Consider the following 25,363-nt stretch of genomic DNA (forward strand, 5'->3'; position numbering starts at 1 on the left):
GCACGAACTCGGCTTTAGAACAGTTCGGTGAGGTCAGTTCACTCACTGAGGACGCTCATCTTTCCGGAGTTTCAGCCACCGGCCCCCCAATGTCACCCTGCTTCAAGCCGATAGCGTTGCGAACACCTTCTGCAACAGATCTAATGGGATGGGCTTTGTGAGATGGAAATTAAATCCGGCCTCCGTCGCCAATTCCCGGTCACGGTCTTGCCCCCAACCTGTCTGTGCGATGATTGGTGTATCTTGAAACATCGCCTCCATGCGAAATGCCCGGCAGACCTCATACCCATTCATACCTGGGAGCCCGATATCAAGGAGTATGACGTCGGGCTGGTAATATTTTGCAGCGTCCAAAGCCTTGCGGCCGTCGTGAACAGCTTCGAACTCGTGCCCGATGTCTTCAAGCATCATCCCAAGTGCATCGGCGATGAGTGGATTGTCGTCAACGACAAGGACCTTCAACGGCCGGAAAACCGGCGTTTCGGGTAGCGATTCCTCTGCGAATTGCGCAGTTGGCGATGGAGAAATTAACGGAAGCCTGATTGAAAAGCGGCTCCCCAATCCCGGACCGGCGCTGTATGCATCGACAGAGCCGGCATGCATTTCGACAAGCCGCTTGACGAGAGCAAGTCCGATGCCAAGCCCACCCTGCGCGCGCTGAAGGTGGTCATCGATCTGAGTGAAGAGCTGAAACACATTCGCCTGCATGTCAATCGGCATCCCTACACCGTTATCGGTGACATCAAGGACAACATCCATCCCTTCCGTTCGAACGGTCAGACCGATTTGTCCGCCTGCCGGCGTGTATTTCGCTGCATTGTTGAGAAGGTTGGACACAATCTGAGACAGTCGAATTTGGTCACCGGCAACCCATAGTTTGGCTTCAGTGCCCTCAATCGTCAGTGTATGCCGCGCACCGTCTATCAACGGCAGGCTGGCCTCGGTCGCCGAACGGATGATGTCGTTGATCCCAACGATGTCATTCCTGAGTTCAATTTTTCCCTGGCTAACGCGCGAGACGTCGAGGAGGTCGTCAATTAGCCTGACGAGATGGACCAGTTGGCGGTCCATCATGTTGCGGATTTCAGCCGCGTTCTCCCTATTCGGATTGCGCTTTAGGATGTCCAGACCATTACGCAAGGGCGCCAGTGGATTGCGTAGTTCGTGGGCGAGCGTGGCAAGGAACTCATCTTTCCGGCGATCGGCCTCCTTCAACGCTTTGGTGTGGAGCTGAAGTTCATCACGTTGTGAAGCGATTTGTTGCCGTTGACAATATAGCTCGAAAAAGACATCCGCCTTGCTGCGCAAAACATCCGGTTCGATCGGCTTTTGTATGAAATCCACTGCGCCAGCTTCATATCCTTGGAAGCGCCATCTGCTTTCAGTGCTACCCGCTGTCACGAAGATTATCGGCACGCGCCGCGTTCGCTCGTTGCCCCGCATCAGCTCAGCAAGCTCAAAACCGTTCAATCCAGGCATCTGCACGTCGATCAACGCCAGAGCCACGTCATGCTCGAGAAGCAACTCCAGTGCTTGATCGCCCGAGCGCGCTTTAAGTAGGGTCAAGCCTTCCCGGCGCAGGAGCGCCTCAAGGGAAATAAGATTCTCGTCAAGGTCGTCGACCAAAAGAAATGTAACGTTGCCCATTCAGGCAATCCTCCTCAAATATTCGGATATACCACCTAGCGACATAACCATCGCATCGGGGCACAATGCCAGGGCTGCTTCAGGCATCGCAGCTGCAAAGGCAGTGCCGGGGTCTTGTATGATCAGTTCCCCGCCCGCTTTGGCAACGGCCAACATTCCCTTCGCCCCGTCCTGATTGGCACCGGTGAGAAGGATCGCCGTAAGCCGGGGGCCATAGACATCGGCGGCACTTTCGAACAGGACGTCGATCGATGGCCGAGAAAACAGCACCGGGTCCTCGCTGGATAGTCCGAGCGTATTGTTGCCTTCAACCAACAAATGGTAATCTGGAGGCGCAAAATATGCGGTGGATGCCTCAAGCGGCTCCTTGTCTTCTGCCTCCAGGACCTGGACCTGGCATTTTGCCCGAAATAAGTCGGACAGGACGCTGCGTTTGTCAGGCGGGATATGAACGACGATGATGATCGGCAGGGCGAAATCCTTTGGGAGCGAAGGCAGAATGACGGAAAGTGCCTCCAATGCTCCCGCGGATGCACCAATTACGATTGCCTGGGGCGCCAACCTACTCATTTGGCCGTACTCTGGTAGATCTTTTCCTCTCGCACGAACTCTTTAAAAGCGTCTGCGTGGCTGCAGAAACGAAGGCTCTCTTTGGCGCCGATACCGAGAAATCCCTTGCGGGTCAAAGAGTCTCTGAACAAACCAACAGCCTTGTCTTGCAGTGGCCGGTCGAAATAGATCATGACGTTGCGGCACGAAATCAGATGCATCTCACCAAAGACCGCGTCGGTAACAAGGCTGTGGTCGGAAAACACAACTCGCTCCCGCAACGTCTTGTCAAACGAAACTCTGCCATAATCGGCGGTGTAGTAATCGGACAAGGAGGACTTGCCTCCGGACCTACGATGATTTTCCGTGAAAAGCTGAATACGGTCGAGATCGTAGACCCCAGCCTCCGCGATCTGGAGTGCGTCCTGATTGATGTCGGTGGCATAAAAGATCGTCCGATCTTCCAACCCTTCCTCTCGAAACAGAATAGCGAGCGAGTAAAGTTCCTCGCCCCCACTGCAGCCAGCGATCCAGATCTTCAGGGACGGATAGGTTTTTAGGTGCGGCACCACCTTTTCTCGTATGGCGCGAAAGTATCCGGGGTCGCGAAACATCTCGCTCACCTGAACCGTCAAATATCCCAAAAGGCGCGGCAGCATCGCCTCGTCATGAAGGACACGCTCCTGCAGGGCCGAGATGGTGGAAAAACCCATCTGCTCGCGCGCCTGCCTGAGGCGCCGCCTCACCGAGGCCATCGCATAATTGCGAAAATCGTAATGATACCGGACATAGAGTGCTTCCAGCAGAAGCCGGATTTCAATCTCCTCGATCTTTTCGGATGGTTCGATCACCGCGGCATCCAGACACGCACGAGTGACAGCAGCTTTTCCACGTCCAGAGGCTTTGCCATATAGTCATTGGCACCAGCATCGACACAGCGCTGTTGGTCGTCCGGCATCGCTTTGGCCGTCAAGGTGATGATTGGCAGCTTTTTCCAGTCCGGGTTCTTGCGGATCGCCCGGGTAGCAGTCAAGCCGTCCATGACCGGCATCATCACATCCATCAGGACAAGATCGATCCCGCTCGATGGTTGGCTCTGGGCGTGTTCAAGCTTGTCGAGAGCTTCCTGACCATTGCGGGCAATTTCGATAACCGCGCCCCGCGGTTCGAGAATGTTCGTTAACGCATAAACGTTTCGGACGTCGTCTTCGACGATCAGAATCCGTCGGCCTTCAAGCAACGAATCCCTGTTACGCGCCTTGCGGATCATCTTCTGCTGCTCGTCGGGCAAATCGGAAACCACTTGGTGAAGGAATAGAGATACTTCGTCTAATAGGCGTTCTGGCGACTTGGCGCCCTTAATGATGATGGATTTAGAATAGCGGCGCAGCCGTTGCTCTTCGTCCGCGGACAGAACCCTGCCCGTATAGACGATGACCGGCGGGAACGAATGGCTGCTATCCTGGCTGATCGTTTCAAGCAGAGAATAACCGGATGCGTCGGGGAGGGAAAGATCGAGCACCATGCAGTCGAAAGTCTGTTCCTTGAGAAGCGTCAGGCACTCGGCCGCCGTGCCGGCGCTAACCGTTTCGACATCGTGGGATGTCAGCAGTTTGGCGACGGCATCGCGCTGGATCTCGTTGTCCTCAACGATCAGCACGCGATGAACGCCCTGCGAGAATTTCGCCTCGAGCTTTTGCAGGACCTCGACAAGCTGCTCGCGTTTAACAGGCTTCATGACGTATCCGACCGCCCCCAACGAAAGTGCGGTTTCGGAATAGTCGTTGGCTGAAACGATATGGATGGGAATATGACGTGTACGCACGTCGCGCTTCAATCTGTCGAGCACTGACAGACCGGATTGATCCGGCAACCCGACATCGAGAACGACTGCATTTGGCATGAATTGTTTTGCAAGCTCCAGGGCATCATGAGCGTTACCCGCCACCAAAGCACGGAAACCCATCTCACGGGCGAGGTCGCGCAGGATCGCCGCAAAAGTGTCGTCGTCCTCGATCACAAGCAAGGTGCGTTTGCCATCGTTGGGCGTTGCCCGGTCGTCCTCAACGATCCGATGGCGTTCCGCGCGTGCCGGGCGTTCGTCCACAATTGACGGCTGCGATGGCGCAACCATCCGATCTGACGGAGTCTCGCGGGAAGCAATTCTCGAAGGATCGTAGGCCTCAGGAATGACAACCGTGAAGATGCTTCCTTCCGCATCACGGCTGGTGAGACGAATTACGCCACCGAGCAAGCGCACGAGTTCTCTCGATATGGACAGGCCAAGCCCGGTACCACCGAACCGGCGGCTGATCGTGCCATCGGCCTGGTGAAAGGCGCCGAAAATGCTGCGCTGCTGCTCCTGCGGGATTCCGATTCCGGTATCGGAGACCGCCAAGGCAAGCTGACCATCACCGGCACTGCGAAGGGTCAGCGCGACCTTGCCCTTCTCGGTAAACTTGAAGGCGTTGGACAACAGGTTCTTGAGAACCTGTTCCAGGCGTTGAGGGTCGGTCTCAATAATTGCGGGGACCTGGGGAGCGATATCGATATCAAAGACAAGTCCCTTGGATTTTGCCACGGGCTCGAAGAGCTGCCGAAGTCCGCTGGCCAGTCTCTCAACGGCAACCGGCTCGGGCCTGATATCGACATGACCGGCCTCGATCTTGGACAGATCGAGGATGTCGTTGATCAGATTGAGAAGATCGTTCCCGGACGATTGAATTGTCTGGGCATACTTGACCTGCTCGGCTGTAAGATTGTCTTCCGGGTTGTCGGCCAAGAGCTTGGCGAGGATGAGCGAAGAATTGAGCGGCGTACGCAACTCGTGCGACATGTTGGCAAGGAAATCCGACTTGTACCGGCTTGCCTGTTCGAGCTCACGCGCCTTGAGTTGGACCGATGCGTTAACCCGTTCAAGATCATCCCGTTGACCCTCTAACTGCTGCGTCTGTTCTTCCAGCTGCGAATTCGTCTGCTCAAGTTCGACCTGCTGCTGTTCAAGGCGGGCTTGGGATTCTTTCAGCGCGCGTCCTTGTTCTTCGAGTTCCTCGTTTGAAACGCGCAGCTCTTCGCCTTGGACCTGAAGTTCTTCCGCCTGCCGCTGGGTTTCACGCAGGAAATTTTGGAGGTCGCTGCGATACTTTGCCGATCGCACCGCCGTCGCGATGGATAAAGATGCCTGCTCAAGAAGTGCCAGGATGTTTTCGTCGACCGGGCGCAGGAAGCCAAGTTCGATGACGGAATTGACAGCTCCATCGACGCCCCCAGGGGAAATCACGAGATGCCTTGGTTTGTCGCTTCCAAGGGACGAACCAAACGCCAAATAGCCTTCAGGCACGTCTGTGACGAGTATTGGCTTTGCACCGGCAATAGCCTGCCCCAGAAGGCCTTCCTTGGGTTGAAAGCGCAGCAAGACGTTTGCATTTGCTGGAACCCCGTAGGTGGCGGCGCGCTGAAAAGTATCCTCGTCCTTGACGAAAATCGCCCCTGCGACAGCCCCCGAATAGTCTGCAAGAAACTGGAGAATTTTGTCGCCGAGTTCCTCGGTGGGGCGGTCTCCAGCGACGGCAGAGCTCACTCCGACCTGCCCCTTTTGCAACCAGTCTTCCCTTCGTCTTGAGAGCGTGGCCTGGCGCATCAGAATTCCGATTGCCGCCGTCAGCAAGATACCGAGAAGACCCGCCAAAATGCTGCTGACAAACGCGGTCGAATAGGCATTGGCCATCTCTGTCAGACGCTCTGTCCGGAGACGGCGTTCTTCTTGCCGCATCGTCGTCAGTTGCGAGCGAACGGCGTCCATTTCAGCCTTGCCACGGTCCGAATTGACCATGGCAAGCGCAGCGTCGGATCCCTGCGCGCGCCTCAAGTCTATCGTCTCGCGAAGTTCCTTTATTTTTGCATCGACATGCGACTTCAGCATCGCGAGCCTCTGCTTTTGCGAAGCATCGTCGCCGATTAACCCTGCTATAGATTCAATGCGGGCCGGAATAGCGCTGACTGCGGCGTTATACGGTTCGAGATATCGCTCACTGTTTGTCAGCAGAAATCCACGTTGTCCGGTTTCTGCATCCTGAATGTTGGAAAGCAACTCGCCAAGGCCGACGATGACTTCATGGGAGTGCACGACGCGCTCGTTGTTTGAACGCAAGGTCTCAACATTGTAGAAGGAAACAGCTCCACTAGCGATGAAAAACAGCACCGCCCCCGCAAGACTGATAGCAACAGCCGGATCTAGCCCAAGGCTCCGGCGGGAAGGCGATGTAATATCTGACGTGGTCATGATTATCTCAGCATGAGAGGAGGCGAATTGGTGATCGCAGGCGCTGACCCGCTGTTCTCAGGAATGAAATGATCGCGGGAGCATTTGAGGGCAGGCATACCTTTAGGTAACGCCAAGTGGGCGGAAAGGCGGCCTGAGAAAGCGGGCAATCCTGCCGGAACTCCACCTTTGCATATCGGCCCGGTTCGCCTGCGACTACATACGATTTAACCGGAAGACGGTTCCCCGCCCCGGTATTCAGGTTCACCTGCAGCATCAAGACGCGCCGTTCATTCTACATATCTGCCCCACATGGAGCCCGTAAACGCTTGGCCACGAATGTTGTTCCGTCCCCAAAACAAAATAATTGAATGCGCAAAGCGGGAAAGATATCGGCGTTCTAGAGGTTCGTGACAGTCGTCTTGCTGCCCATCCTCTCGATGGTGCCGGAGGTCATGGCGGTGGGGCGACAGCGCTAGGCATTCCATACTGCTGATTATCGGCTCGATGGTTATACTGTTTTTGAAGTCGCGCTTATCGAAGCTGGTTCGAAGACGAGTTTTTCAATTGTGACCTCAATCGTCGCTGCCTGCGCAGGCAGGACGGCCAGCAAGAGAACCAACGCACTTATTCCCCGCTTGCAACAGTTGCTCCGCATCGTCCCGCTTCGTTATTTCAGCATCGAAGCGACATGTTCGGCATGTTGCTCGTGCCCCTGGAACAGCTTGGGGCCGGTCTCCAGGAGATCCTTGAACTCGGCATTCTGCGCTGAGGGGATCAGGAGGGTCTCAAGCGCCCCATTAACCTGCTTATGATAAGCAACCTCGTTTTCGACATAGGCCTTATCGAAGGCCGATCCCGTCAGTTTTGCCAGCTTATCGCGCTCGTCAGCCGCAGCCTTCGTCAACTGGCGGCTTGTGTCGTTGTCTTCAGGCGTGACCTTCAGCTTCTTCACGAGGGCAAGTGCCTGCTGGTTGACGGCTTCGTGGTCTTGCAGCATGCCTTTCGCAAATTCGATGACATCGTTGTTCTTGGAAATCTTGACGGCTTGTTTGGCAGCCTCGATATCGATCACACCGGCCGTGTAGGCAATATGAGCGATTTGCGGATCGGTTGGCGCAGCTCCGGCTGCGAAGGCGGCAGGGCTGAGAAGGCAGATTGCGGCAATGGCCGCGTTCAATCGGACGAACATCTTTTGAAGCTCCTCTTTCCGGCGAGTGATTAGGCGCCGGTTTGTTGGTGACGCTCATTGGATGCCGCCGGACATCAAACGTCCGGAAATTATTCCTCCATTCCCAGCCGCTTCACCACTTTTGCTGTCAGCCGCTCGCAGCGCCATCCGGCAAAGGGGAAGGCGTCGAGAAGAACGGGCCCGATGCGATTGTCGATATGTTTTCGCAGCAGGGCCCGGGCACGATGAAGTCTCGATCGCACTGTGTCGGGCTTGATACCCAAAAGCTCCGCCGTTTCCTCGACGCTCATACCTTCAATTACCCTGGCAATGAAGGCGAGGCGGAAATTGCCGGGTAGCTCGTCTGTCGCCTCTTCCACAAGTCGCAAAATCTGCCGTTGTGCCATGGATTTTTCCGGATCGTCACTGTCTGCCCTGCTTGGGAATTGGACGACTTCAGCGCTCTGACGAATGATCGGAAACGCAATCTCCGGGCTGCGCGAAGCCTTGCGAAGGCGGCCAAGGGCTTCATTCATGACGATCCGATGCAGCCAGGTCGAAAGCGACGCATCTGCCCTGAAACTGCCGAGATGTTGAAAGGCGTTGACATAGGCTTCCTGCACCACGTCCTCGGCGACACTGTCGTCACGAACAAATCCGCGGGCGATGCGAAACAGACGCTGATTGTAGCGCGCCATAATCATCCGAAAGGCCATTGAGTCTCCGGCAATCGTACGTTCAGCCAGGAGGGCTTCACTGGTACCATCATCGGCTGTGGAACGCTCGCGAGCTGCAAATGCTGGTGTCATCTTTTCCTCCCGTTGGTAATTGGATGCTCCACTACCGCAAACGTTCCCGGGAAAAGAAAACTCTGAGGATTTGTCGGCGGCTCAAATCTCCCGACGGGCCGCTTCAATCTCTTTTTGGAGCTTCGATCGCAGTGATCGGTATTCCCACAGACCATTCTCGGCCTGTCTGCGCCACACCCGTTCCAGCCAAAATAGCCCGTCATCCGACGGGAAAACGGGAAACCACGCATACCAGTCTTCCCATCGTTGCTGCGGAAACCGCATCTGCATGACTGTGTTCCTCGCGAGAGCCGCACGTCAGCGGAAGCATCCGCTGCGAAGATCAGAACACTCCAATGACCGCAATCGACAGATCAATTCGCCAACCGAAGTGGGCAGCGGATGTCGCTCTGCCGATATGGGTCGGCAAAACGGACTTTCATCGATATCGCACGCCTGCGTCTGTCACGATCACATCCATCGGAATGTCGTGGGGGAGGGGGTGGATGGTCCGGATCTTTTGAGTTGCGAACCCGACGCCAATCGTCAAGGGCTTGCGGTCGAAACTGGCGAGCGTTCTGTCGAAAAATCCGCCACCATAACCCAGCCGGAAGCAATCGTTATCGAAGCCGACAACGGGCGCGATGACGATATCGGGGACAGCTTGCTTCCCTTCTGCCGGCACGGGGATGTTCCACACACCGCGTTCCAGCGGTTCTCCCGTTTTCCACGATCGGAAGATCAGGGGCTCACCTTTGGCAACCACAACAGGCAGCAGGCATGTTGCATCGCGGGCGGTAGCGTTGCCCATCCATTCCCGCAGATCGGGTTCGCCAAGGAAAGGCCAGAACAGGCTGATATGTTTGCCGGCAAGGTCGGTGATCACCTGATCGAGATGGATCGAGATTAACCGGCCAAATTCCTCGCGCTGAGCCACCGGTAGGGATTTCCGTTCCTCGATCAACCTTTGGCGTTCTGTCCGCCGCCATGCCGCATTGTCAAAAGTGGTGGCCGTTGATGCCGGCGGCAACCCCATATATGCAGGATCCACCTCGTGCATCAGGCAGGCAGGGGAAGCCAATTCGCGGGGTCCGTCATCCGCTTCTTGCTCGTCCGACATGACTATCCGCCTTTCCCCAGTCAACACTGCGCGGCCAAAGGCCGGTATCCGCTTGAGCGACGCTCACGATTTTCCTATAAAGAATTATAGGGCCTCTCTATTCAGGAATCGAGATTTTTCGTTGGACCTGTCCTCTGTCGAAATATTCCTCGCTGTTGCCAGCGCACGCAGCGTGACGAAAGCGGCAAAAGCCGTTGGGCGCGTGCCGTCTAATGTGACGACACGGGTCCAGCAGTTGGAGGAGGACCTTGGCGTCGTGTTGTTCAGCCGTGATGGCAAGAAGATGACGCTGACACGGGAGGGCGAGACCTTTCTTGCCTATAGTAACCGTCTCGTGGTGCTCGCCTTGGAAGCGCGGCAGGCGGTGCGGCCTGTTGTGCCATCTGGAACGTTGCGGGTGGGCACCATGGAAAGCACGGCGGCAAGCCGGCTGCCGGCCGCGCTGACACAATTCAACCAGATGTGGCCGGAGGTTTCTCTTCGCTTGACGATGGGCGCGTCGCGCGATCTCGCGCGTGATGTCCTCAATGGCGCGCTGGATTGCGCGTTCATCGCGCGTCCACCCGCATCGATGCTGGAGCAAGATGTGGCTTTCGATGCCGAACTCAAGTCGCTGGAAGCGGAGGCAGTCTTCATTGAAGACCTCTTGATCGTCTTGCCGTCCGGGCATCCGCAGATCACGTCTGCTGCCGACCTTCGTGTCGGATCGCTGGCCGCACTAGAGCCTGGCTGCACCTATCGCCGGATTGCCGAGCATTGGGCCAGTCAGTCGAGCAGCTTGCCGACAACTGAACTCGGCTCCTATCATGCGATCCTGGCGAGTGTTGCGACAGGAGACGCGGCAGGTGTGATGCCCAGGTCAGTTCTTGACCTCATGCACTGGCCGGCCAATGTTCAGACGCACCAGCTCGGGCCTGTCGAGACGCTGCTGATCTATCGTCAAAATGACCGTCCGAGCGCATTCAGCGCATTTCAAGAAGTGCTTAGCACCATAAAGGTCAGGGATCCGAGGTTGGCAACGAATTAGCCAGCGTGCGCGCCAATCCAACCACTTCAAAGGCCGTCCTACCTTCATATCCATTCAAAATGCGATGGAGGTTGCTTCAAATGGAGCGAGATGTGTCCGCAGGGCACGGGTGCCGAGTTGCGTCGTGTCTATCGACTGCTCCTCGCCTGTCAGATTGATGATCCAGGTCGTTTCGCCCGCTGCTGTGTCGATCGTAAACGCCATTACCTTGTCCGGGAGGGACGATGTAATGTTTCGCCATTTTTGTCCGGCAAGGTCCGCCAGCTCTTTGACGATGGCATAGAGTGGGCGCTTGCCGCCTTTTGCAACCGGTTCATTGTTGCCGGCATAGAGCCCGAACGGACCGGTCAGCGCCGACAATGTCAGTGTTTCGAGACCGGCATCCAGTACCGAGGCGGCATAACCGGCAGCGAAGGCCGCTGCAAACTGGCCGTTGTGGCGGGGGTCGCAGTCGGCCATTGGGATACGGGCGCCGTCCGGATTGTCCATTGTGCGGCTGCCATAGGGATTTTGGCGCATGGAGATGGTCGAGGGTCCGATACGGTAGGGCTTGCTGCCGTAAATGGCGCGGACGGTGCGGGTGATGAATGGCAGCGCTTCGAGTGTCTGCATGACGCTGATATCGTCGGCTGCATGGACGATCGGATTGGTGCAATGGCTGATAAAGGCGATGTTTTCGCCCGGCACGCGCTTGCGGTTGAGCTCGGTGAAATAGGACAGCATGCCACCACCGAGACGGACGCCTTGGAAGGCGTTTGCCGCTACCGCATACACGTCCTCGAGCGGCGGGCAATCAGGCCATATGCTGCCGGGCGGGGTGGATTGCCGGTCGATCGACGGGCAAACCATGATGGCGTCAGGCGTAAAACCCGCACTATGCATCCAGGCCGCGATTTCCTGTAGTTCTTCGTTCAGCGGACGCTGACAGGGGACGGCGATTTCGATCGTGGCAGTGCCTGCGTGAACAGCGGCGATTTCGACGAAATCCGTAAAAGCTGACCCGTCATGGCCGGCTGTCGGGTCGAAATGGAAAAGCAACTCCTGAACCCGGGGGGCATCCGGCTGCTGGAGAGCTGCGAGGCTGGCCTTGGCTTCCTCAGGCGTAATCAACAGGCCGATGGCGGGCATGACGCCGGTAACTGTTCCGGGAGTGAGCTGGATGATGCCGTCGTTGTCGGCGGAGACGAGAGGATTGCCCGAGGCGGCACGGGTGTCTGTTATGTTCAGGATGATCCGCTGGGAGACGGATTCGTTTGCCAGGATCTGGTAGGGCCATGGCAAGGCAAGTGGGCGAACATAGGTCTTGTAGGAGGCATCCGACCAGTTGCGCTGGTCTTCCATCTCGAACGTGTCACCTTCCATGCGGCATTCGATGGTGACGCCAGGAAACGCGGTGTGGGTGATGGCGCGCATGTCCTTGAAGGGTTGCCACGGTTCGATCAGTTCGGGCAGCATCGTGTCTTCAATAGCGCCATCGACATGCTCGATGATCACCGGTGTGCCGGCAACACCGACGATTGGATGCAGGATGCAAAAGCCGCAGCGGTTCGTTTCGAAGCCGGTGGCGGACCGGGCGGTGCCCTCGAACGTTAACCGGCCACCGGCGTTTCCTTCGATTGCGGCGGCTACCTCCAGAAGGGAGCCCTCCGGGCCGGTACAGCGGGCGGTGTACGCAATGGTGAAGCCGGTTTCGGTTTCAGTGACGGTGAGATCGGATAATGTGGGGTCATATGTCCCCCAGTCACGATCGCGAACCAGGTAGGAGATCGCGCGCAGCACCTCGACGCCGTCATAGGTGAGATTGCGCAGATTGCCGCCTACAAGATGTGCGCTCAGCTTTCCGGCTTTCAATATGCGCGGGGCGGGCTCGGCCTGCCTTGTGCCGTAGAGCGTGAAGGCGAAGTCTGCGTCCATCATGTCAGCAGCGTTCCGATATCGACGGTGGTTTTGGTCGCGGCACTTTCATAGGCGGCCTCGACCAGAGCGAAGGTCTTCAGATTGTCGGTGCCGGATGTGGAGGTTTCCGTGCCCGCTTTAAGGCTGTCAGCCCAGTGCTGCTGGATGGCGAAAACGCTTTCCTGGATATTGTGCCAAGGACGCGAAGCCCAGGGGAGAAGTGTCGGCGCGACGTCGGTGTTAACCGTACCGTCGGCATTGGTGACTTGCAACTCGTAGCCTTGGGACAAGCGGATCGAGCCCTCGGTTCCGTCGATCTCGATTAGTGTTTCCGGAAAAGGCTCTATCGACTGTTTTGTCGCATAGCTCACGTCGACGATGGAGGTTGCGCCGTTGTCGTGATCGAGCAGAATGGTGGCGACGTCCTCACCGTTTATTCTGGGGTTAACGCGCTTGGTGCGGGCCGTCAGCGAAGTGACGTCGCCGAGAATATAGCGAGCGATATCCAGCGTGTGGATTCCGAGATCCTCTATGATGAAGCGCTTGCCTTCGGCGAGGTAGGGCTGGCCGGAGAAAACATCGTAACCGGAGCGGAACGAGAAGCGGCCCCAGAAGGGCAAGCCGATCGCACCACTCTCCAGCGCCTTGCGGACGGCCTGGATCGGTGTTTGCCAGCGGAAATTTTCGTGGATCATCAGCGGTACGCCGGCAGTTTTGCAGGCCGCGACCATAGCCTTGGCATCGGCAAGCGTCGGGGCAAACGGTTTTTGGCAGATCGCCGGAACTTTGTGCAAGGCGGCCATTTCGATGAGGGGGCGGTGGCTGTTCACGGTCGTAGCGATATCGACGAAATCAAAGCCGCCTTCGGCAAACATCTGGCTTGCATCGGTATATCGCCGGTCGATGCCGAACTGGTCGCCAACTATTTTCAGACGTTCGGGATCACGGTCACAGATAGCAACGATGGTAGCGCCCTGAACGCCTTTCCAGCCATGCATCTGGTTGACGGCGAAGAAGCCGCAGCCAATCAGGGCGCCCTTGAGGTCTGACATGTCGTTTCCTTCAAGACTCAACAGCCTCGTCCGTGCACGGAGTGGGCAACTGTATGTGTATATGGCCGCTGGCGGTGGTTTCCCTCTTCTCCCTACCGGGGAGGAGTGCCGAGCGGATGCGAGGCGATGAGGGGCTGCCATTCCGAGCAAGCCACCCCCTCATCCGGCCCTGCGGGCCACCTTGTCCCCGTTGGAGGGAAGAGGAGGTCGCCAGGAGCCCAGATATATTAACCCTTCTTCGCCAGTTGCATCAAAGTCACCTGCTGCTGCAACCGTCGTTGTGCCTGATCTACCACCACGGCGACAATGATGACGATACCCTTGATGACCATCTGCCAGAAGGAGGACACGCCCATCATCACCAGGCCGTCCGACAAGATGCCGATGACGAAGGCGCCGATAATGGTTCCGCCGATCGTGCCGCGGCCGCCGGACATCGAGGTGCCGCCGAGAACGGCCGCGGCGATCGCATTCAACTCGAACGAGTTGCCGGTTGCCGGGTGCGAGGCCATCAGTTCCGACGAAATCACGATGCCGACGATGGCGGCGCAGAAACCGGAGAACATGTAGACGAACATTTTGACGCGATCGACGCGGATGCCGGACATCCGGGCGGCGCGCTCGTTGCCGCCGACGGCGAAGATCTGGCGGCCGATCGGCACGTATTTGGCGACATAGGCCGCTGCGAGCGCCACGACGATGAGGATCCAGATCGATACCGGCAGGCCGATGATGCGGCCGGAGCCGAGGAAGCCGAAGCCGGTGGTGGCAAGTTCCGGTTTGCCGACTAGGTTGGGAAAGGTCTGGCCATCAGACGACAGCAACGCAAAACCGCGAGCGACATAAAGCGTGCCGAGCGTGGCTATGAACGGGGCGACGTTGAGCTTGGTGATCAAGAGTCCGTTGACCGCGCCGATGAGGATGCCGACGACAAGCGTGATCAGGCAAACTTCGACGACGTTGAAATACATCGTGTAGCCGATCTGCAGATCGATGCCGTTGAGGATCAGCCCGCCGGCCACCATGCCGCAGAGGCCGACGATCGAGCCGACCGACAGGTCGATGCCGCCGGTGATGATGACAAAGGTCATGCCCATGGCGAGGAAAGCGTTCAGCGCCACGTGCTTGGACATTAGGATGATATTGGCGGTCGACAGGAAGTTCGGCGCAAAGATCGAGAAGAAGGCGATGACGGCGAACAGCGCGATGAAGGTCCGGAGCTTCATCAGCGTCAGGAGAATGGAGCCGCTATCGGCCGCCGGGGCTTTTTCGGTCGAGGTTGCAGTCGTCATCACGCAATTTCCCTTGTCGATGTGTGGCCGGCCGATTTGTGTCCTTCGGACGCAGCCTTGACGATGAGTTCTTCAGTGGCGTCAGCCCGGTCCAGGATCGTAGTAATCTTGCCATTGCTCATGACGGCGATCCGGTCTGACAGCGCCATGACCTCTTCGAGGTCGGAGGTGGAAAACAGGATGGCGAGGCCTTCGCCGGCGAGCTTGCGCATGGTGCGAAAGACATCGGCCTTGGCGCCGACATCAATGCCGCGGCTCGGCTCGTCCATCAAAAGCACCTTCGGATTGGTCATCAGCGCCTTGCCGATCACCACCTTCTGCTGATTGCCGCCGGACATCGAGGTGACGTCGAAATCCGGGTTCGGCGCCTTGATCGAGAGATTGCGGACCTGCTCCTTGACGGCCGACTGCTCGCGGTCGCCGGCAATGTGGAAGCCGAATTTTACAAATTTCTCAAGGCTGGCCAGGGTCAGATTCGAGGCGATCGACAGGACCTGCACGAGGCCTTCGCGCTGGCGGTCTTCCGGAATGAGGGCGAGGCCCTTGCGAATGCGGGTGGAGGTGTCCTTGGCGGCGATCTCTTCACCAGTGACAAAGATCTTGCCGGTCGAATGTGCATGCTGGCCGATGACGCATTCGAAGAACTCGCTACGGCCAGCGCCCATCAGGCCGTAAATTCCCAGTACTTCACCGGCGCGAACCGAAATCGATAGGTGATCGACGGCAAAACCGCCAGTCTTGCGTGGCAGGCAGATGTCCTCGGCGCGAAAGGCCTCGTTGCCCAGTTTGTGATCGAGCGGCTTTGCGAAATCCTTGGCATCCGAGCCGATCATCGAGCGGACGATCCATTTGGTGTCGATATCCTTGACCATCGCCTGGCCGGTAATCTGACCGTCGCGCAGGACGGTGATGTAGTCGCCAATGCGCATCAGTTCTTCGAGGCGATGCGAGATATAGACGATGGCGACACCTTGCGCCTTCAGTTCGCCGATCACCTTGAACAGAATATCGACTTCGGCAGCCGACAGTGCCGAGGTCGGCTCGTCGAGAATGAGGATGCGGGTATCGAGAGAGATCGCCTTGGCGATTTCGACCAGCTGCTGCTGGCCAATCGGCAGGTCCTCGACCATTGTTTCGGCGCTGATGCCGGCATCGAGCTTGTCGAGGAACTGGTTGGCTTTTTGAACTTGCGCCTTGTGGTCGATGCCACGAAGACCCCGGGTAATCTCGCGGGTGGCGAAAATGTTTTCGGCGACCGAGAGGTTGCCGAACAGGTTGAGTTCCTGGAACACCATGCCGATGCCGTGCTTCTGGGCGTCGGCTGGAGAGTTGAACTCGACTTCCTTGCCTTCGAGAAGAATACGGCCAAGTGACGGCTTTTCGACGCCGGCGATCATGCGCATCAGCGTCGACTTGCCAGCACCGTTTTCGCCAACGAGAACATTGACCGCGCCGCGCCGCAGCTCGAGGCTGGCATGCTTGACGGCGACGATACCGGAATAGACCTTGGTGACGTCGTCAAGCTTCAGGATAGTGTCGTGGGTTTCAGCGACCATGTCAGCCGCCGATCGTAATGGTGGCGGGCGTCAACAGTGCCGGCTGGCCGCTGGATGGCAGCGGGTAAGCGCCGAGCGCCTCGACCTTTTTGCCTTCAAGGCCGTCGCGTGGCAGCTTTTCGAGCGTCAGGCCGTTGACATGGACATTGAAGGCCTTGCCGAATTCGGCCCACTGGATCTGGTTCTTGAAGTCGTTGAAACTGACGAAGTCGAGACTGTCGCGGATCGCCGTACCTTTGATGACCGGGCCAATCTGGATGCGCACATCGGCCTTGCCGTCGCCATCGACATCGGTGTCAAGATAGGCGGCGCGCGAGGCGGTCTCGGCTTTGATGATCGTGCCGGAGACTTTTGCCGCGAAGGTCCAGGGCGCGCTGCCCTCCTTCTCCTTGTGGCCGTATTTTGCAGCGGCGGCGTCAAGATCGGATTTGGACAGGGCATTAACTTCTTGGAATGAGCCTGCACGTGTTTCAAGAAACGGGATGACCTTGCTGTCCCAGATTTGGGCGACCTGGCGAGCGGGATTGAAACCACCGCTTGCAGCTTCGGCAGCCTCTTCGGCTGTCGGGGTCTTGATGATCTTGCAGCCGCTGAGGGCCAGAACGATGGCCAGCGGGATGGCGGCGGCAGCCCGGAAATTCGGCATAAAAGTCACTCCGTCAAATGGCAAAAAACGCGCAGGGCAGAGTGTATCTGCCCTGCGCGCATCCTTCAGGAGGATTAGTCCTTGAGCGCGAAGGTTTCGAGCTTGGCGGCGTTGTCCGCGTTGATCAGCACGCAATCCATCAGCTGCTTTTCTTCCGCCGGACCCTTGCCGGTCTTGATGTAGGTGTCAGCCTGTTCGACAGCCATTTGGGCCTGAGCATAGGCTGGCTGCAACACGGTTGCCTTGATGCCGCCCGCAGTGATCGAGTCGCGCACGTCGTTGGAACCGTCGAAGCCGACGACGATGACGTCCTTGCGGCCGGCAGCCTGGAGGGCTGCGATCGCGCCCATGGCCATCGTATCGTTGCCGGAGATCACGCCCTTGATGTCGGGATTGGCCTGCAGGATGGTCTCCATCTTGGAGTAACCTTCCGTCTGGCTCCAGTTTGCCGACTGCTGGGCAACCATCTTCAGCTCAGGATATTCGTCGATGATGTCGTGATAGCCCTTGGAACGAATCCCGGCATTGAGATCGGCTTCGCGGCCGAGAAGCTCGACGTAATTGCCCTTCTCGCCCATCAGCTTGACGAACTCTTCGGCGCCAAGCTGCGCACCCTGGTAGTTGTTGGAGACGATCTGCGAGACGGCAACGCCGGTGGCGTTGATTTCGCGGTCGATCAGGAAGGAGGGGACGCCTGCATCCTTGGCCTTCTGGACAGCTGCGATCGAGGCTTCCGAGCCCGCATTGTCAAGAATGATTGCCTTGGCGCCGCGGCCAATGGCAGTGTCGATCAGCTGGCTCTGCTTGTTGGCGTCATCGTCATGGACGAGAACGAGGGTTTCGTAGCCAAGTTCCTTGGCTTTTGCCTCAGCGCCGACGGCTTCCGCCTTGAAGAAGGGGTTGTCATGCGATGGGGTGATAATGGCGATAAGATCGGCAGCGAATGCCGGCATGGCAACGCCCAGTGAAAGGGCGCCGGCGAAGGCGGCAAGCGTCAGTCTGCGTGTCAGTTTCATGTGGTTCCTCCCGGTTAAGTTAAGGATGCGGCCCCGTTCCCGGCGGAGCCGCAATGTCATAAGGCAAAGGCCCTATCTTGATCAGGTGATGCGCCGGATGCTTTCGGCGATCTCCTCGGGCTCGAAGACTTTTTTCCAGTCGTCGCGCATCAGTGCTGGGATGCCGAACTCGATGGCCTTGTTGCAGGCATCGGAAAACACGCCCTGGACTTCGCCGAAAATGACGGCGCCGAGCACGTTGAGATGGCCGAGCAGGAAGTCGCGGGCAGCTTCTTCCGGCACGCCGCGCTTCACGCACTCATCCATCGCCTGCTTCATGACGACGAGCAGCGAGGCGGCAACGGTTTCCGACAGTCCCGGTTCCAGCATCGCCATCTGATCGACAGTGACGCGGTGCGAGCGCATGACCGGTGCCCAGATGGTCTTGGCGATCTCTTCGCCGAGACCATAGGCCTCTTCCGGACCCTGCATTAGGGCAGAGACGATGTGCTGCTTGGCAAACAGGCCGCCAAAATGGTCCTTCTTGGCTTGCATATCCGTCTCGTCGTTGAAGATCGGCGGATGGCAAGGATGGGTGACAAAGTAGGTGAGGTCTGCACGCTCGGGAAAATGACCCGCAAACGGAGCGGCCGCATCAAGCGCCACAACCATGGTGCCGGGTTTCAGCTTGTCCGAGATGCCGGCTGCAACCTTGCCGATGGCCGTGTCGGGCACGGCGAGAATGACCACGTCAGCGCCTGCGAGCGCCGCATCGACATCGACGCAAGACAGACCAAGGTCATTTTGAAGGCGTGCCTTGCCGGCGTCGCTTACTTCCACATGGCGTACGTCAAAACGTGAGCCCTTGAGGTTCTTGGCAAGCCGGTAGCCCATTTTGCCGCCAGCACCGAAGAGTGCGATCGAAGTCATGTTTCCTCACCTGCGTTAGTTTCGCCATTGTTTACGTCAACTGGTATAATGAGTCAATCAGTATCTCACATGGTGAGGTGAAGTTTGTGCACTAATCTGGCTTGGCCCTGAGGAACCGGCCTGACCCAAAAAATGCCGCAGAGGTTTCCCGCGGCGTTTCGGACGATGGTGAGAGGAGGTGTATCGCTGGAGGATCGTCGGTGGTATTGGCGCTCGCACCGGTCAAGCCGTTGATCTGACTCTCACCAAGTGGCGGATGCACATCGCTCCGAAACGGTCAGGGCACGATGACTTGCTCGCTTGGTATCGGAAGTTAAAGCGAGATATTGTTCGACTTCTCAAACGACCGGCGTGCGGATTGCACCCTTTGAACTTCAGCTTTCGCGACAGGTTTTGACGCGAGACTTTGCGGGCACTTGCCGGAGCACCTGCAGAAGAGCAAAAATTTCTGGTCCGCCGTTGTGTTTCGCTACGGCTCATACGGCTCATACGGCTCATACGGCGCACGAGCCTGTCCAGGCGACCACGGCTTCGGGCAGATCACGCCAGGTCTCTGCCAAAGTGGCTGGAACTGTTTGCCGCGACGCGAAACGATATTGCTCCGAATGATGAGACGAAGACTTGCTTTATGGCGACAGCAGAACGGTTCACGCGAAGCCGGCCCCTTGCGCTATTCTACAATCCGGCCGTGAATGACCAGGTTGTTGAGCACTCGTGAACGCGGATGGTCAACCTCGACTGTTTTTTCAAAAGCTCGTTCGGATTGCCGTCATGAAGCGTGGAAACTGCTCCGTCCAGTCGGAGTTCGAAACCTGTCCTGGGGATTGTCCACCGGGATCACGTCGAGGATCCCGTTGGATGGGAGAGTTTATGCCGGGCGCTAAAGATTACCCTGGCCGAGTTACCTCACTGACATGGTATTCACGGTGTTCGCAAACGACGCGCCTTGGGATACAGGCGCGACGGTCGTGGCCACAAGCGAAGAAAATTTGCGAATTTCAGCGAGCGACGAGTTGGCAACGTAGATCAGATCGCGGTTCCTAATCTTGAAGCTCTTCAATATGAAGAAACCGTTGGGACCTTTCAAATCCACTTGGTAGATGACGTTGACGGTTCCGTCAGCTTGCACTGGACCTGCGCTCGGGGCGAACGCCCGAACGATTGCGGCGGATTCTCGACGATAAATAAACACCGCTCTGGCGTTTGCTTTATCATCGTTCAGGCCACCTACTTTAGCCAGGCCTTGGTTCAGGTACAACTGCGTCTCATCGAATTGCACGGAGGCATTGGCCATAGCCGCCCCGAATACGGTGAAGCTCCGAGGTTGTCGAATAAGCGTGATCACATCGTTGGGCTGAACGTAAACGTTCTCGCGAGGATCAGAAATTAGTTGTTCCATTGGGATGGTTTCAGACCTGCTGCCTCGCGTGATCTGCACCGCCAATTGATGCGATTCAACCCGTGGACCTCCGGCATCCGCAATAACACCAAGCAGACGATTTCCACCTGGTGCGAGCGGAATGCGGCCGCTTGCCGCAACTTCCCCGGTCACCGTTACTGCGTTGGAGTTGTTTTTCACAACGCTGACAAGCGCCTGGGGCTGCACGGCCATTCTGGCCAAAGCTTTTTCAATGGTCAGTTTTACAGCATCGGGGCTTTGGCCCACCACCGCCACATGCCCAGCAAAGGGGACCGAAATGGTTCCACTTTCGGTAACAACTTGCGGCGGGATTTGAGTTGAACTTTGGGTACCGGTCGAGAAGAGCCCTTCCTTCGAGGCTTCCCAGATGGTCACACTGACGGCATCCCCGACGCCAATGCGCGACGCGCTCTGTCGGTGGGCTGCGCCGAATGCAGCCGACAAGGGCTTTTCTTGTTCTCGCGACAGCAGATCGGCAACTGCAGGTGTGACCGGAACAAGTTTATAGGGGGTTACAGCCGCTTTTTCACCCGATTGGATTGTCCCTTCACTGAGGCCGTAACCAGGAAGCCCGCTACAGGACGATAAAACCAGAACTGACGACGCCGCGGCGGCTAGAAACAGGAATCTCACAACAGTTGGCATTCACCCAACTTTCACCGACTGCTCATCAATCCAGAGCTAGCCGTTCGATTTGGATGAGACTTATGACAAATAGTTTAAGCAATGCCAACCGCTCCAAACGTTTTTGATTTTTGTTTGGACGGAGCTTCAAGTTCTTATTATCCGCAGGCACTTCAACCCATTCCTCGACGCACTCCGGATCGGGCGTCGAAGGTTATGGCGTCGAGTTACCCAGCGATCACCGCGCGCAAACGAGCCCAGAAGCCTTCTTTCCTGTCCACATGTTTTGCCCGCAGGTAGCAGGCAGTCGCTCCAGAGCTTACAGTCGCGCCGAAATGGCAATTGCAGACAATTCTGTGCAAATGCCGGTCGGGCAGCTCGAAAAATCGCCGTGCCTCACCATAGGTGTCGTTTTCCATCCCGGCTGCCCGAAGAACCGGATCGTCGTAGGCGACGGAGATAGCCGAGTTGTCGCTGCGCAAGAGCGCGCGGACCGCGGCTGGTTGATATTCAGTTTGTTGTAGTGTCGAGAGGACGCGGTGCGGATCCCGGTCGAGAAGTTCCACCCAGCGTCGAAGGCGTTCGGCGCGAGGCATGATTTCTTGATGCGGGTAACCTTGGTTGATCTTAGCGAGAGTCTGCAGTCGATTGAATTCGTGGTGCTTCATTTCGGCCTCCATTGAGACGATTGATGCTCCGCAGTTACAATCCTCGTACCCTGGCTCCTACTATGGATAAAGTCCAATCACGATTGAATTGTCGCTTCCACTTCCCCGGGGACGAGGTGAATAGAAAACGCGTTTGCGAGCCACTTTAAAATTTCGCGATTATTGGGCCCACCGATCGATGGCGCGTCTGGGTGGGCTACTCCATGATCTGCCCGGCGGCGGCAAGGGTTTTCCTTAATTTCACTATATTCACACCGGAGGCATCGCCATTGGTCGCAAGTGCGGCCGCTGCCCCAGCAGCTTGGCCAAGAACCATGTAGGTTGGTTCAACCCGGACCGATGTATAGGCGGCGTGACTGGTTGATAATGCGATCGGTACAATGAGGTTGGTCACCTGGGTCTGCTTCGGGAGCATGGCGCGGTAAGGTATCTGATAGGGGCCGACGCTGATGCTTTCGCGGCTTTCGTCGGCGATGTAGCCGGCTTTGACGGTCCGGATCATACCATGCTCATCCATGGGATAATAACCCAAACCAATGGAATCCGGGAACCGGGTTTTATTCTGCAAATCGTTTTGTGTCAGAACCAGCTGCCCTAACAGCCGGCGCGCCTGCCGAACATATATTTGCCGCGGAAAATTGCCGTTGTCCGTGAATTCGTTTGCACAAAGGCCATACTGGGCAGTAAATTCCCTCACGTGAGTTGGGACGCGCGGGTCCGTTGTTGCGAACCACATAAGGCCGAGAATATGGTCACGTACCATGTTCCTTATGGCGTTGCGTCTCGCTTCATTTCCCACGACATAGCTGTAGCCGATGTGCCATACATTGGTGGAGAAATACGGTGTAGAGTTGACATCCTGTTGGCCATTCACAGTGACTCCCCCACCGGTAAAATGGCTTGCAGAGATTTTGACGCCAGCGTTTTGAGCGGCACGAAGAAACCGCGCAGTCGTTTCATAGCGCAATGGATCATAGTTTTGCGGTTTGGTGAACGGCACCTTCTGACCTGTCCGGGTGATACAGAAACGATAATTAAACGCCATCAGGCTTTTGTCGGCGGACCCAATTGCCAGTTGCCCGGTGTCAATAACGCCCGGCAAGAGGCCGCTTCGCGGATCGCCTTGTTTGACATAAGGGTCAACCTTAATTTCGATGTCGTTCGGGCCGACCGTAGGATAGTTGATCCGCTGCACCCCTGCAGCAGTCTCTCCATACTTGCTACTGCTTTCCCGGCCGATAATGGTCGAGACGCCCGACCTCGCCATCAGGTCACCCTCATAGCTCGCATCTATAAAAATATCGGCGCAATATTCTTCGCCAGTCGTCATGCGCACGCGTTTGATTTGTCGCCCGGAGCGCGTCACTGTGATGATGCGTTGGCCATACCGAACATCCACGCCTGCCCGAGATAACCCCGTTTTGAATGTCTGTTCCGCCCAATGAGATTCAAAATATATTCGTACCGGATCAACACTTCGATAGTGATTGCGCGCCTGCCTGAGAAAGGCGGCGACCAGTCCGCCATAGACATTCGTTCTGGGAGAGGCGTCAGTTTTCGTAAGGCCGTTCGACATCATCCCACCAACATGGGCAGTTGGTTCGAGCAGGGTGACCTTCTTTTTCATCGTTGCCGCTTGTATTGCAGCCATTATGCCACCCGGTGTCCCGCCATATACGAGCACGCTTGAAGCATTGCACAGTGCGTGAGCCTGCCCGAAGCCAAAGCAAACAAATGCCGCGCCCAAGAGAATGGCCCGGGACCGGCCGAAAAATATCCGTCGAAAATCGCGCAAAAACCAAATCTCCCAAAATCTAAACGCGAGCAAAAGCACCTTCAAACTGCCCAAGAATCGCACGCGAGTTCGAAATCCAACACGGTTCAACTGGGCTTGCAAGGCGCAAACGATTGTCTTTGGACCGACGCTCGGCCGAGCTCGACGAACTGATGCAAGCCCACAGATCATATTCTTCTGTTGGCCGTGGAGGTGTGCTCTGCTCCACTTTCACGTGACGAAGCCGCAGACGTCGGCGACGTCTCTAAAGCATTTGCCGCTCAACAGAGCTGGATCCCGCTAGCGATGCTTGGCGCTTTGGTGGTGCCGCCCCGGCAATGCGAATGGAAGCTCGCGAGAACAAGCAAGTTCATTTTCTCTCAGCTCGACTTTGTACATTATGCGGCAAAGCAAAGCGCCTGCGTCATGCGCCTGAGGCGTTGTGTTTGGATTTTGGGAATGTCCGGGTCTGGCGGATAGTGTCGATAAATGTTCTGATCCCACAAAGTGCCGCGCACGGCGCCGATGGCATCGGAGAATGTGAAGTCCGTTTTCTTGTACCACGCGGCGGTATAGGGACGAGCGCCTTCGCCGAGCAGATCGCATGCCCAGAGTGTCACGAGACTGTAGAGCCCCAGCAGCGATGGTGTCGTGCGCATAATGGCTTTGTCGTTCCACTGCCGTTGGGTTTCCACGCCAAGATGTGCGCGCGTTTTGGCGAAGGTGACCTCGATTTGCCAGCGTCGAACGAAATAGGAAATGATCTGAGCGGGCTCAAGATTGACGTTGGTACTCATGAACGCCTGGGGTTCACGACGGCCTGACGGATCTTTGACGATAACCCAGCGAATGGGACGCGGCGGTGTTCCACGTCGATACCAGAGGCCTGTTCCTGACGTGACATCATGGGATTTGCCGGTCTGCCTGCCGTACCAGGAGGATGCAACAATCCTTTGCCACTCGGTCTTTGGGTCCTTGAGAAGCGTTTTCAGTTTCGGCAGTGGCCTGCCTTTTTGCGCGGGCCGCCCGAGCGTATGGTCATTCCGTTGATCCGGTGGAGCAAAAAGACTGGCATCCAGGCGCAGCCGCGTGATGAGAGTGGCCGTGGCAGGAAGCGCTGCCGCCAATGTATGAACGGCAAAGCTGCTGTCTCCGACAAATATGATCTCGCGCTTCGGCAGCCAGCGGCAAAGCTGTAAGATGCCTTGCCTTGCCCAATCAGTCAGCAACTTGTGTCTGCGGCCCTTCTTATGATCATGGCGCTCGGAGGGGCACAGGATCGTCAGCACCGGCCGGGCTTTTATGCATCTGGCCCATGGGACTGGTGACAGAACCATGAAGCTCAACCATCTCAAACCGCTGGCCTTGACGAAGTGACCATGACTGGAGCGCACCGGATCACGATAGATTCCACGTGCGGCGATACGTTGGCCCCAGCGTCGTTCGATCGTATCGTCCATGCCGATCACGACGGGGCCGTCGGGCACGAGCCGTTCAACGATGACGGACAGCAGCCGTGCCGACAACAGGCGGGGGTTCCAGCGGGCGCGGTTGAGGAGTTGATGATAGGCCGCAAAATTGCTGGCCTCTGCTCGACCGGTGATCCGCAAACAGGCCGTCACGGTTCGCTTGCCGGGAGAAAGGATCGCACCCATCACGAGGACCAGAAGATGGTCCCAACTCGGCGCGGTAAACCAGACACGAAAGGGCGAAAGCCATTGGCGAAGGATGTGAGGAACCGCGTCGCCCAGGTTATTTCTACGATCAGGAGATTTGCTCATCCATCGGTTGGAATCCGATAGAGCCGCTGACGCAAGGGATGCAAACTGCGGCGAATTGATTCACCCGAGCCGCTCCGCAGAGCCCGAAATCACGGCCGATTTTGTACAAAGTCGAGCTTAGGTTTTGATTAATTCGAAAAGCTGAGGGCTGGGCTTTAACGCCGAT

General features: G+C 57.1%; 20 protein-coding genes. 1 reads left to right on the forward strand and 19 read right to left on the reverse strand.

The window, feature by feature from the left end; all coding sequences use genetic code 11:
* Positions 1-102 precede the first annotated feature (102 nt).
* The 8 genes from ASD36_RS08370 to ASD36_RS08405 all read right to left on the reverse strand — a co-directional run bounded on the left by ASD36_RS08370 (position 103) and on the right by ASD36_RS08405 (position 9,536).
* Positions 103-1,647, reverse strand: coding sequence for a response regulator (locus tag ASD36_RS08370; RefSeq protein WP_060509851.1), 1,545 nt, complete (start codon positions 1,645-1,647; stop codon positions 103-105).
* Positions 1,648-2,217: a chemotaxis protein CheB gene (locus ASD36_RS08375; RefSeq protein WP_060509853.1), complete on the reverse strand. Its 570-nt coding sequence runs from the start codon at positions 2,215-2,217 to the stop codon at positions 1,648-1,650.
* Complete coding sequence (locus tag ASD36_RS08380; RefSeq protein WP_244489762.1) at positions 2,214-3,047, reverse strand: CheR family methyltransferase; 834 nt, start codon at positions 3,045-3,047, stop codon at positions 2,214-2,216. Before ASD36_RS08380 ends, ASD36_RS08375 begins: the two co-directional genes overlap by 4 nt.
* Positions 3,044-6,478 carry a response regulator gene (locus ASD36_RS08385; RefSeq protein WP_060509857.1) on the reverse strand — a complete coding sequence of 1,145 codons (3,435 nt, stop codon included), beginning with the start codon at positions 6,476-6,478 and terminating at the stop codon, positions 3,044-3,046. Before ASD36_RS08385 ends, ASD36_RS08380 begins: the two co-directional genes overlap by 4 nt.
* Before the next feature lie 649 nt (positions 6,479-7,127).
* Positions 7,128-7,649 carry a DUF4142 domain-containing protein gene (locus ASD36_RS08390; RefSeq protein WP_060509858.1) on the reverse strand — a complete coding sequence of 174 codons (522 nt, stop codon included), beginning with the start codon at positions 7,647-7,649 and terminating at the stop codon, positions 7,128-7,130.
* 89 nt (positions 7,650-7,738) lie between these two features.
* On the reverse strand, positions 7,739-8,437 hold the full coding sequence (locus tag ASD36_RS08395) for an RNA polymerase sigma factor (RefSeq protein ID WP_060509859.1): 699 nt from the start codon (positions 8,435-8,437) through the stop codon (positions 7,739-7,741).
* Positions 8,438-8,518: 81 nt separating this feature from the next.
* Positions 8,519-8,707 (reverse strand): hypothetical protein, encoded by a 189-nt coding sequence (locus ASD36_RS08400; protein ID WP_060509860.1) that lies wholly within the window; start codon positions 8,705-8,707, stop codon positions 8,519-8,521.
* Positions 8,708-8,855: 148 nt separating this feature from the next.
* Positions 8,856-9,536 (reverse strand): 5-formyltetrahydrofolate cyclo-ligase, encoded by a 681-nt coding sequence (locus tag ASD36_RS08405; RefSeq protein WP_060509861.1) that lies wholly within the window; start codon positions 9,534-9,536, stop codon positions 8,856-8,858.
* Positions 9,537-9,657: 121 nt separating this feature from the next.
* Here ASD36_RS08405 and ASD36_RS08410 point away from each other — a divergent pair, with 121 nt between their 5' ends.
* Positions 9,658-10,563: a LysR family transcriptional regulator gene (locus tag ASD36_RS08410; protein WP_060509862.1), complete on the forward strand. Its 906-nt coding sequence runs from the start codon at positions 9,658-9,660 to the stop codon at positions 10,561-10,563.
* Between the two features lie 54 nt (positions 10,564-10,617).
* Here ASD36_RS08410 and ASD36_RS08415 read toward each other — a convergent pair whose 3' ends face one another.
* The 11 genes from ASD36_RS08415 to ASD36_RS08465 form a co-directional block, all read right to left on the reverse strand.
* Positions 10,618-12,477 (reverse strand): hypothetical protein, encoded by a 1,860-nt coding sequence (locus tag ASD36_RS08415; protein ID WP_082562717.1) that lies wholly within the window; start codon positions 12,475-12,477, stop codon positions 10,618-10,620.
* Entirely contained in the window at positions 12,477-13,511 is a 1,035-nt protein-coding gene (locus ASD36_RS08420; protein ID WP_060509865.1) for a Gfo/Idh/MocA family oxidoreductase, read from the reverse strand. Before ASD36_RS08420 ends, ASD36_RS08415 begins: the two co-directional genes overlap by 1 nt.
* A gap of 227 nt (positions 13,512-13,738) precedes the next feature.
* Positions 13,739-14,803: an ABC transporter permease gene (locus tag ASD36_RS08425; protein ID WP_060504621.1), complete on the reverse strand. Its 1,065-nt coding sequence runs from the start codon at positions 14,801-14,803 to the stop codon at positions 13,739-13,741.
* On the reverse strand, positions 14,803-16,359 hold the full coding sequence (locus ASD36_RS08430; RefSeq protein ID WP_060509867.1) for a sugar ABC transporter ATP-binding protein: 1,557 nt from the start codon (positions 16,357-16,359) through the stop codon (positions 14,803-14,805). The genes ASD36_RS08425 and ASD36_RS08430 overlap by 1 nt, the downstream gene beginning before the upstream one ends.
* Before the next feature lies 1 nt (position 16,360).
* Positions 16,361-17,005, reverse strand: coding sequence for a DUF2291 family protein (locus tag ASD36_RS08435; RefSeq protein ID WP_060509869.1), 645 nt, complete (start codon positions 17,003-17,005; stop codon positions 16,361-16,363).
* Positions 17,006-17,079: 74 nt separating this feature from the next.
* Positions 17,080-18,021, reverse strand: coding sequence for a D-ribose ABC transporter substrate-binding protein (locus tag ASD36_RS08440; RefSeq protein WP_060509872.1), 942 nt, complete (start codon positions 18,019-18,021; stop codon positions 17,080-17,082).
* Positions 18,022-18,102: 81 nt separating this feature from the next.
* A complete protein-coding gene (locus ASD36_RS08445; protein ID WP_060509873.1) occupies positions 18,103-18,930 on the reverse strand; it encodes a phosphogluconate dehydrogenase C-terminal domain-containing protein in 828 nt (275 codons plus the stop codon).
* Positions 18,931-19,831: 901 nt separating this feature from the next.
* Positions 19,832-20,995, reverse strand: a complete 1,164-nt coding sequence (locus ASD36_RS08450) for a polysaccharide biosynthesis/export family protein (RefSeq protein WP_060509875.1) — start codon at positions 20,993-20,995, stop codon at positions 19,832-19,834.
* A gap of 206 nt (positions 20,996-21,201) precedes the next feature.
* Positions 21,202-21,642 carry a hypothetical protein gene (locus tag ASD36_RS08455; RefSeq protein WP_060509942.1) on the reverse strand — a complete coding sequence of 147 codons (441 nt, stop codon included), beginning with the start codon at positions 21,640-21,642 and terminating at the stop codon, positions 21,202-21,204.
* Between the two features lie 196 nt (positions 21,643-21,838).
* A complete protein-coding gene (locus ASD36_RS08460; protein ID WP_082562710.1) occupies positions 21,839-23,608 on the reverse strand; it encodes an FAD-dependent oxidoreductase in 1,770 nt (589 codons plus the stop codon).
* Positions 23,609-23,814: 206 nt separating this feature from the next.
* Entirely contained in the window at positions 23,815-25,197 is a 1,383-nt protein-coding gene (locus tag ASD36_RS08465) for a transposase (protein ID WP_060509879.1), read from the reverse strand.
* Between the last annotated feature and the right edge of the window lie 166 nt (positions 25,198-25,363).

Source organism: Rhizobium sp. Root1334, assembly GCF_001426665.1.
Lineage (GTDB): Bacteria > Pseudomonadota > Alphaproteobacteria > Rhizobiales > Rhizobiaceae > Pararhizobium.

Bases quoted from the DNA above. Each gene is read 5' to 3' on its own strand.
- ASD36_RS08375 (WP_060509853.1), bottom strand. From the start codon at position 2,217: ATGAGTAGGTTGGCGCCCCAGGCAATCGTAATTGGTGCATCCGCGGGA.
- ASD36_RS08395 (WP_060509859.1), bottom strand. From the start codon at position 8,437: ATGACACCAGCATTTGCAGCTCGCGAGCGTTCCACAGCCGATGATGGT.
- ASD36_RS08420 (WP_060509865.1), bottom strand. From the start codon at position 13,511: ATGTCAGACCTCAAGGGCGCCCTGATTGGCTGCGGCTTCTTCGCCGTC.
- ASD36_RS08430 (WP_060509867.1), bottom strand. From the start codon at position 16,359: ATGGTCGCTGAAACCCACGACACTATCCTGAAGCTTGACGACGTCACC.
- ASD36_RS08460 (WP_082562710.1), bottom strand. From the start codon at position 23,608: ATGATCTGTGGGCTTGCATCAGTTCGTCGAGCTCGGCCGAGCGTCGGT.
- ASD36_RS08385 (WP_060509857.1), bottom strand. From the start codon at position 6,478: ATGACCACGTCAGATATTACATCGCCTTCCCGCCGGAGCCTTGGGCTA.
- ASD36_RS08455 (WP_060509942.1), bottom strand. From the start codon at position 21,642: ATGAAGCACCACGAATTCAATCGACTGCAGACTCTCGCTAAGATCAAC.
- ASD36_RS08445 (WP_060509873.1), bottom strand. From the start codon at position 18,930: ATGACTTCGATCGCACTCTTCGGTGCTGGCGGCAAAATGGGCTACCGG.
- ASD36_RS08450 (WP_060509875.1), bottom strand. From the start codon at position 20,995: ATGCCAACTGTTGTGAGATTCCTGTTTCTAGCCGCCGCGGCGTCGTCA.
- ASD36_RS08415 (WP_082562717.1), bottom strand. From the start codon at position 12,477: ATGGACGCAGACTTCGCCTTCACGCTCTACGGCACAAGGCAGGCCGAG.
- ASD36_RS08465 (WP_060509879.1), bottom strand. From the start codon at position 25,197: ATGAGCAAATCTCCTGATCGTAGAAATAACCTGGGCGACGCGGTTCCT.
- ASD36_RS08390 (WP_060509858.1), bottom strand. From the start codon at position 7,649: ATGTTCGTCCGATTGAACGCGGCCATTGCCGCAATCTGCCTTCTCAGC.
- ASD36_RS08440 (WP_060509872.1), bottom strand. From the start codon at position 18,021: ATGAAACTGACACGCAGACTGACGCTTGCCGCCTTCGCCGGCGCCCTT.
- ASD36_RS08425 (WP_060504621.1), bottom strand. From the start codon at position 14,803: ATGACGACTGCAACCTCGACCGAAAAAGCCCCGGCGGCCGATAGCGGC.
- ASD36_RS08400 (WP_060509860.1), bottom strand. From the start codon at position 8,707: ATGCAGATGCGGTTTCCGCAGCAACGATGGGAAGACTGGTATGCGTGG.
- ASD36_RS08435 (WP_060509869.1), bottom strand. From the start codon at position 17,005: ATGCCGAATTTCCGGGCTGCCGCCGCCATCCCGCTGGCCATCGTTCTG.
- ASD36_RS08405 (WP_060509861.1), bottom strand. From the start codon at position 9,536: ATGTCGGACGAGCAAGAAGCGGATGACGGACCCCGCGAATTGGCTTCC.
- ASD36_RS08370 (WP_060509851.1), bottom strand. From the start codon at position 1,647: ATGGGCAACGTTACATTTCTTTTGGTCGACGACCTTGACGAGAATCTT.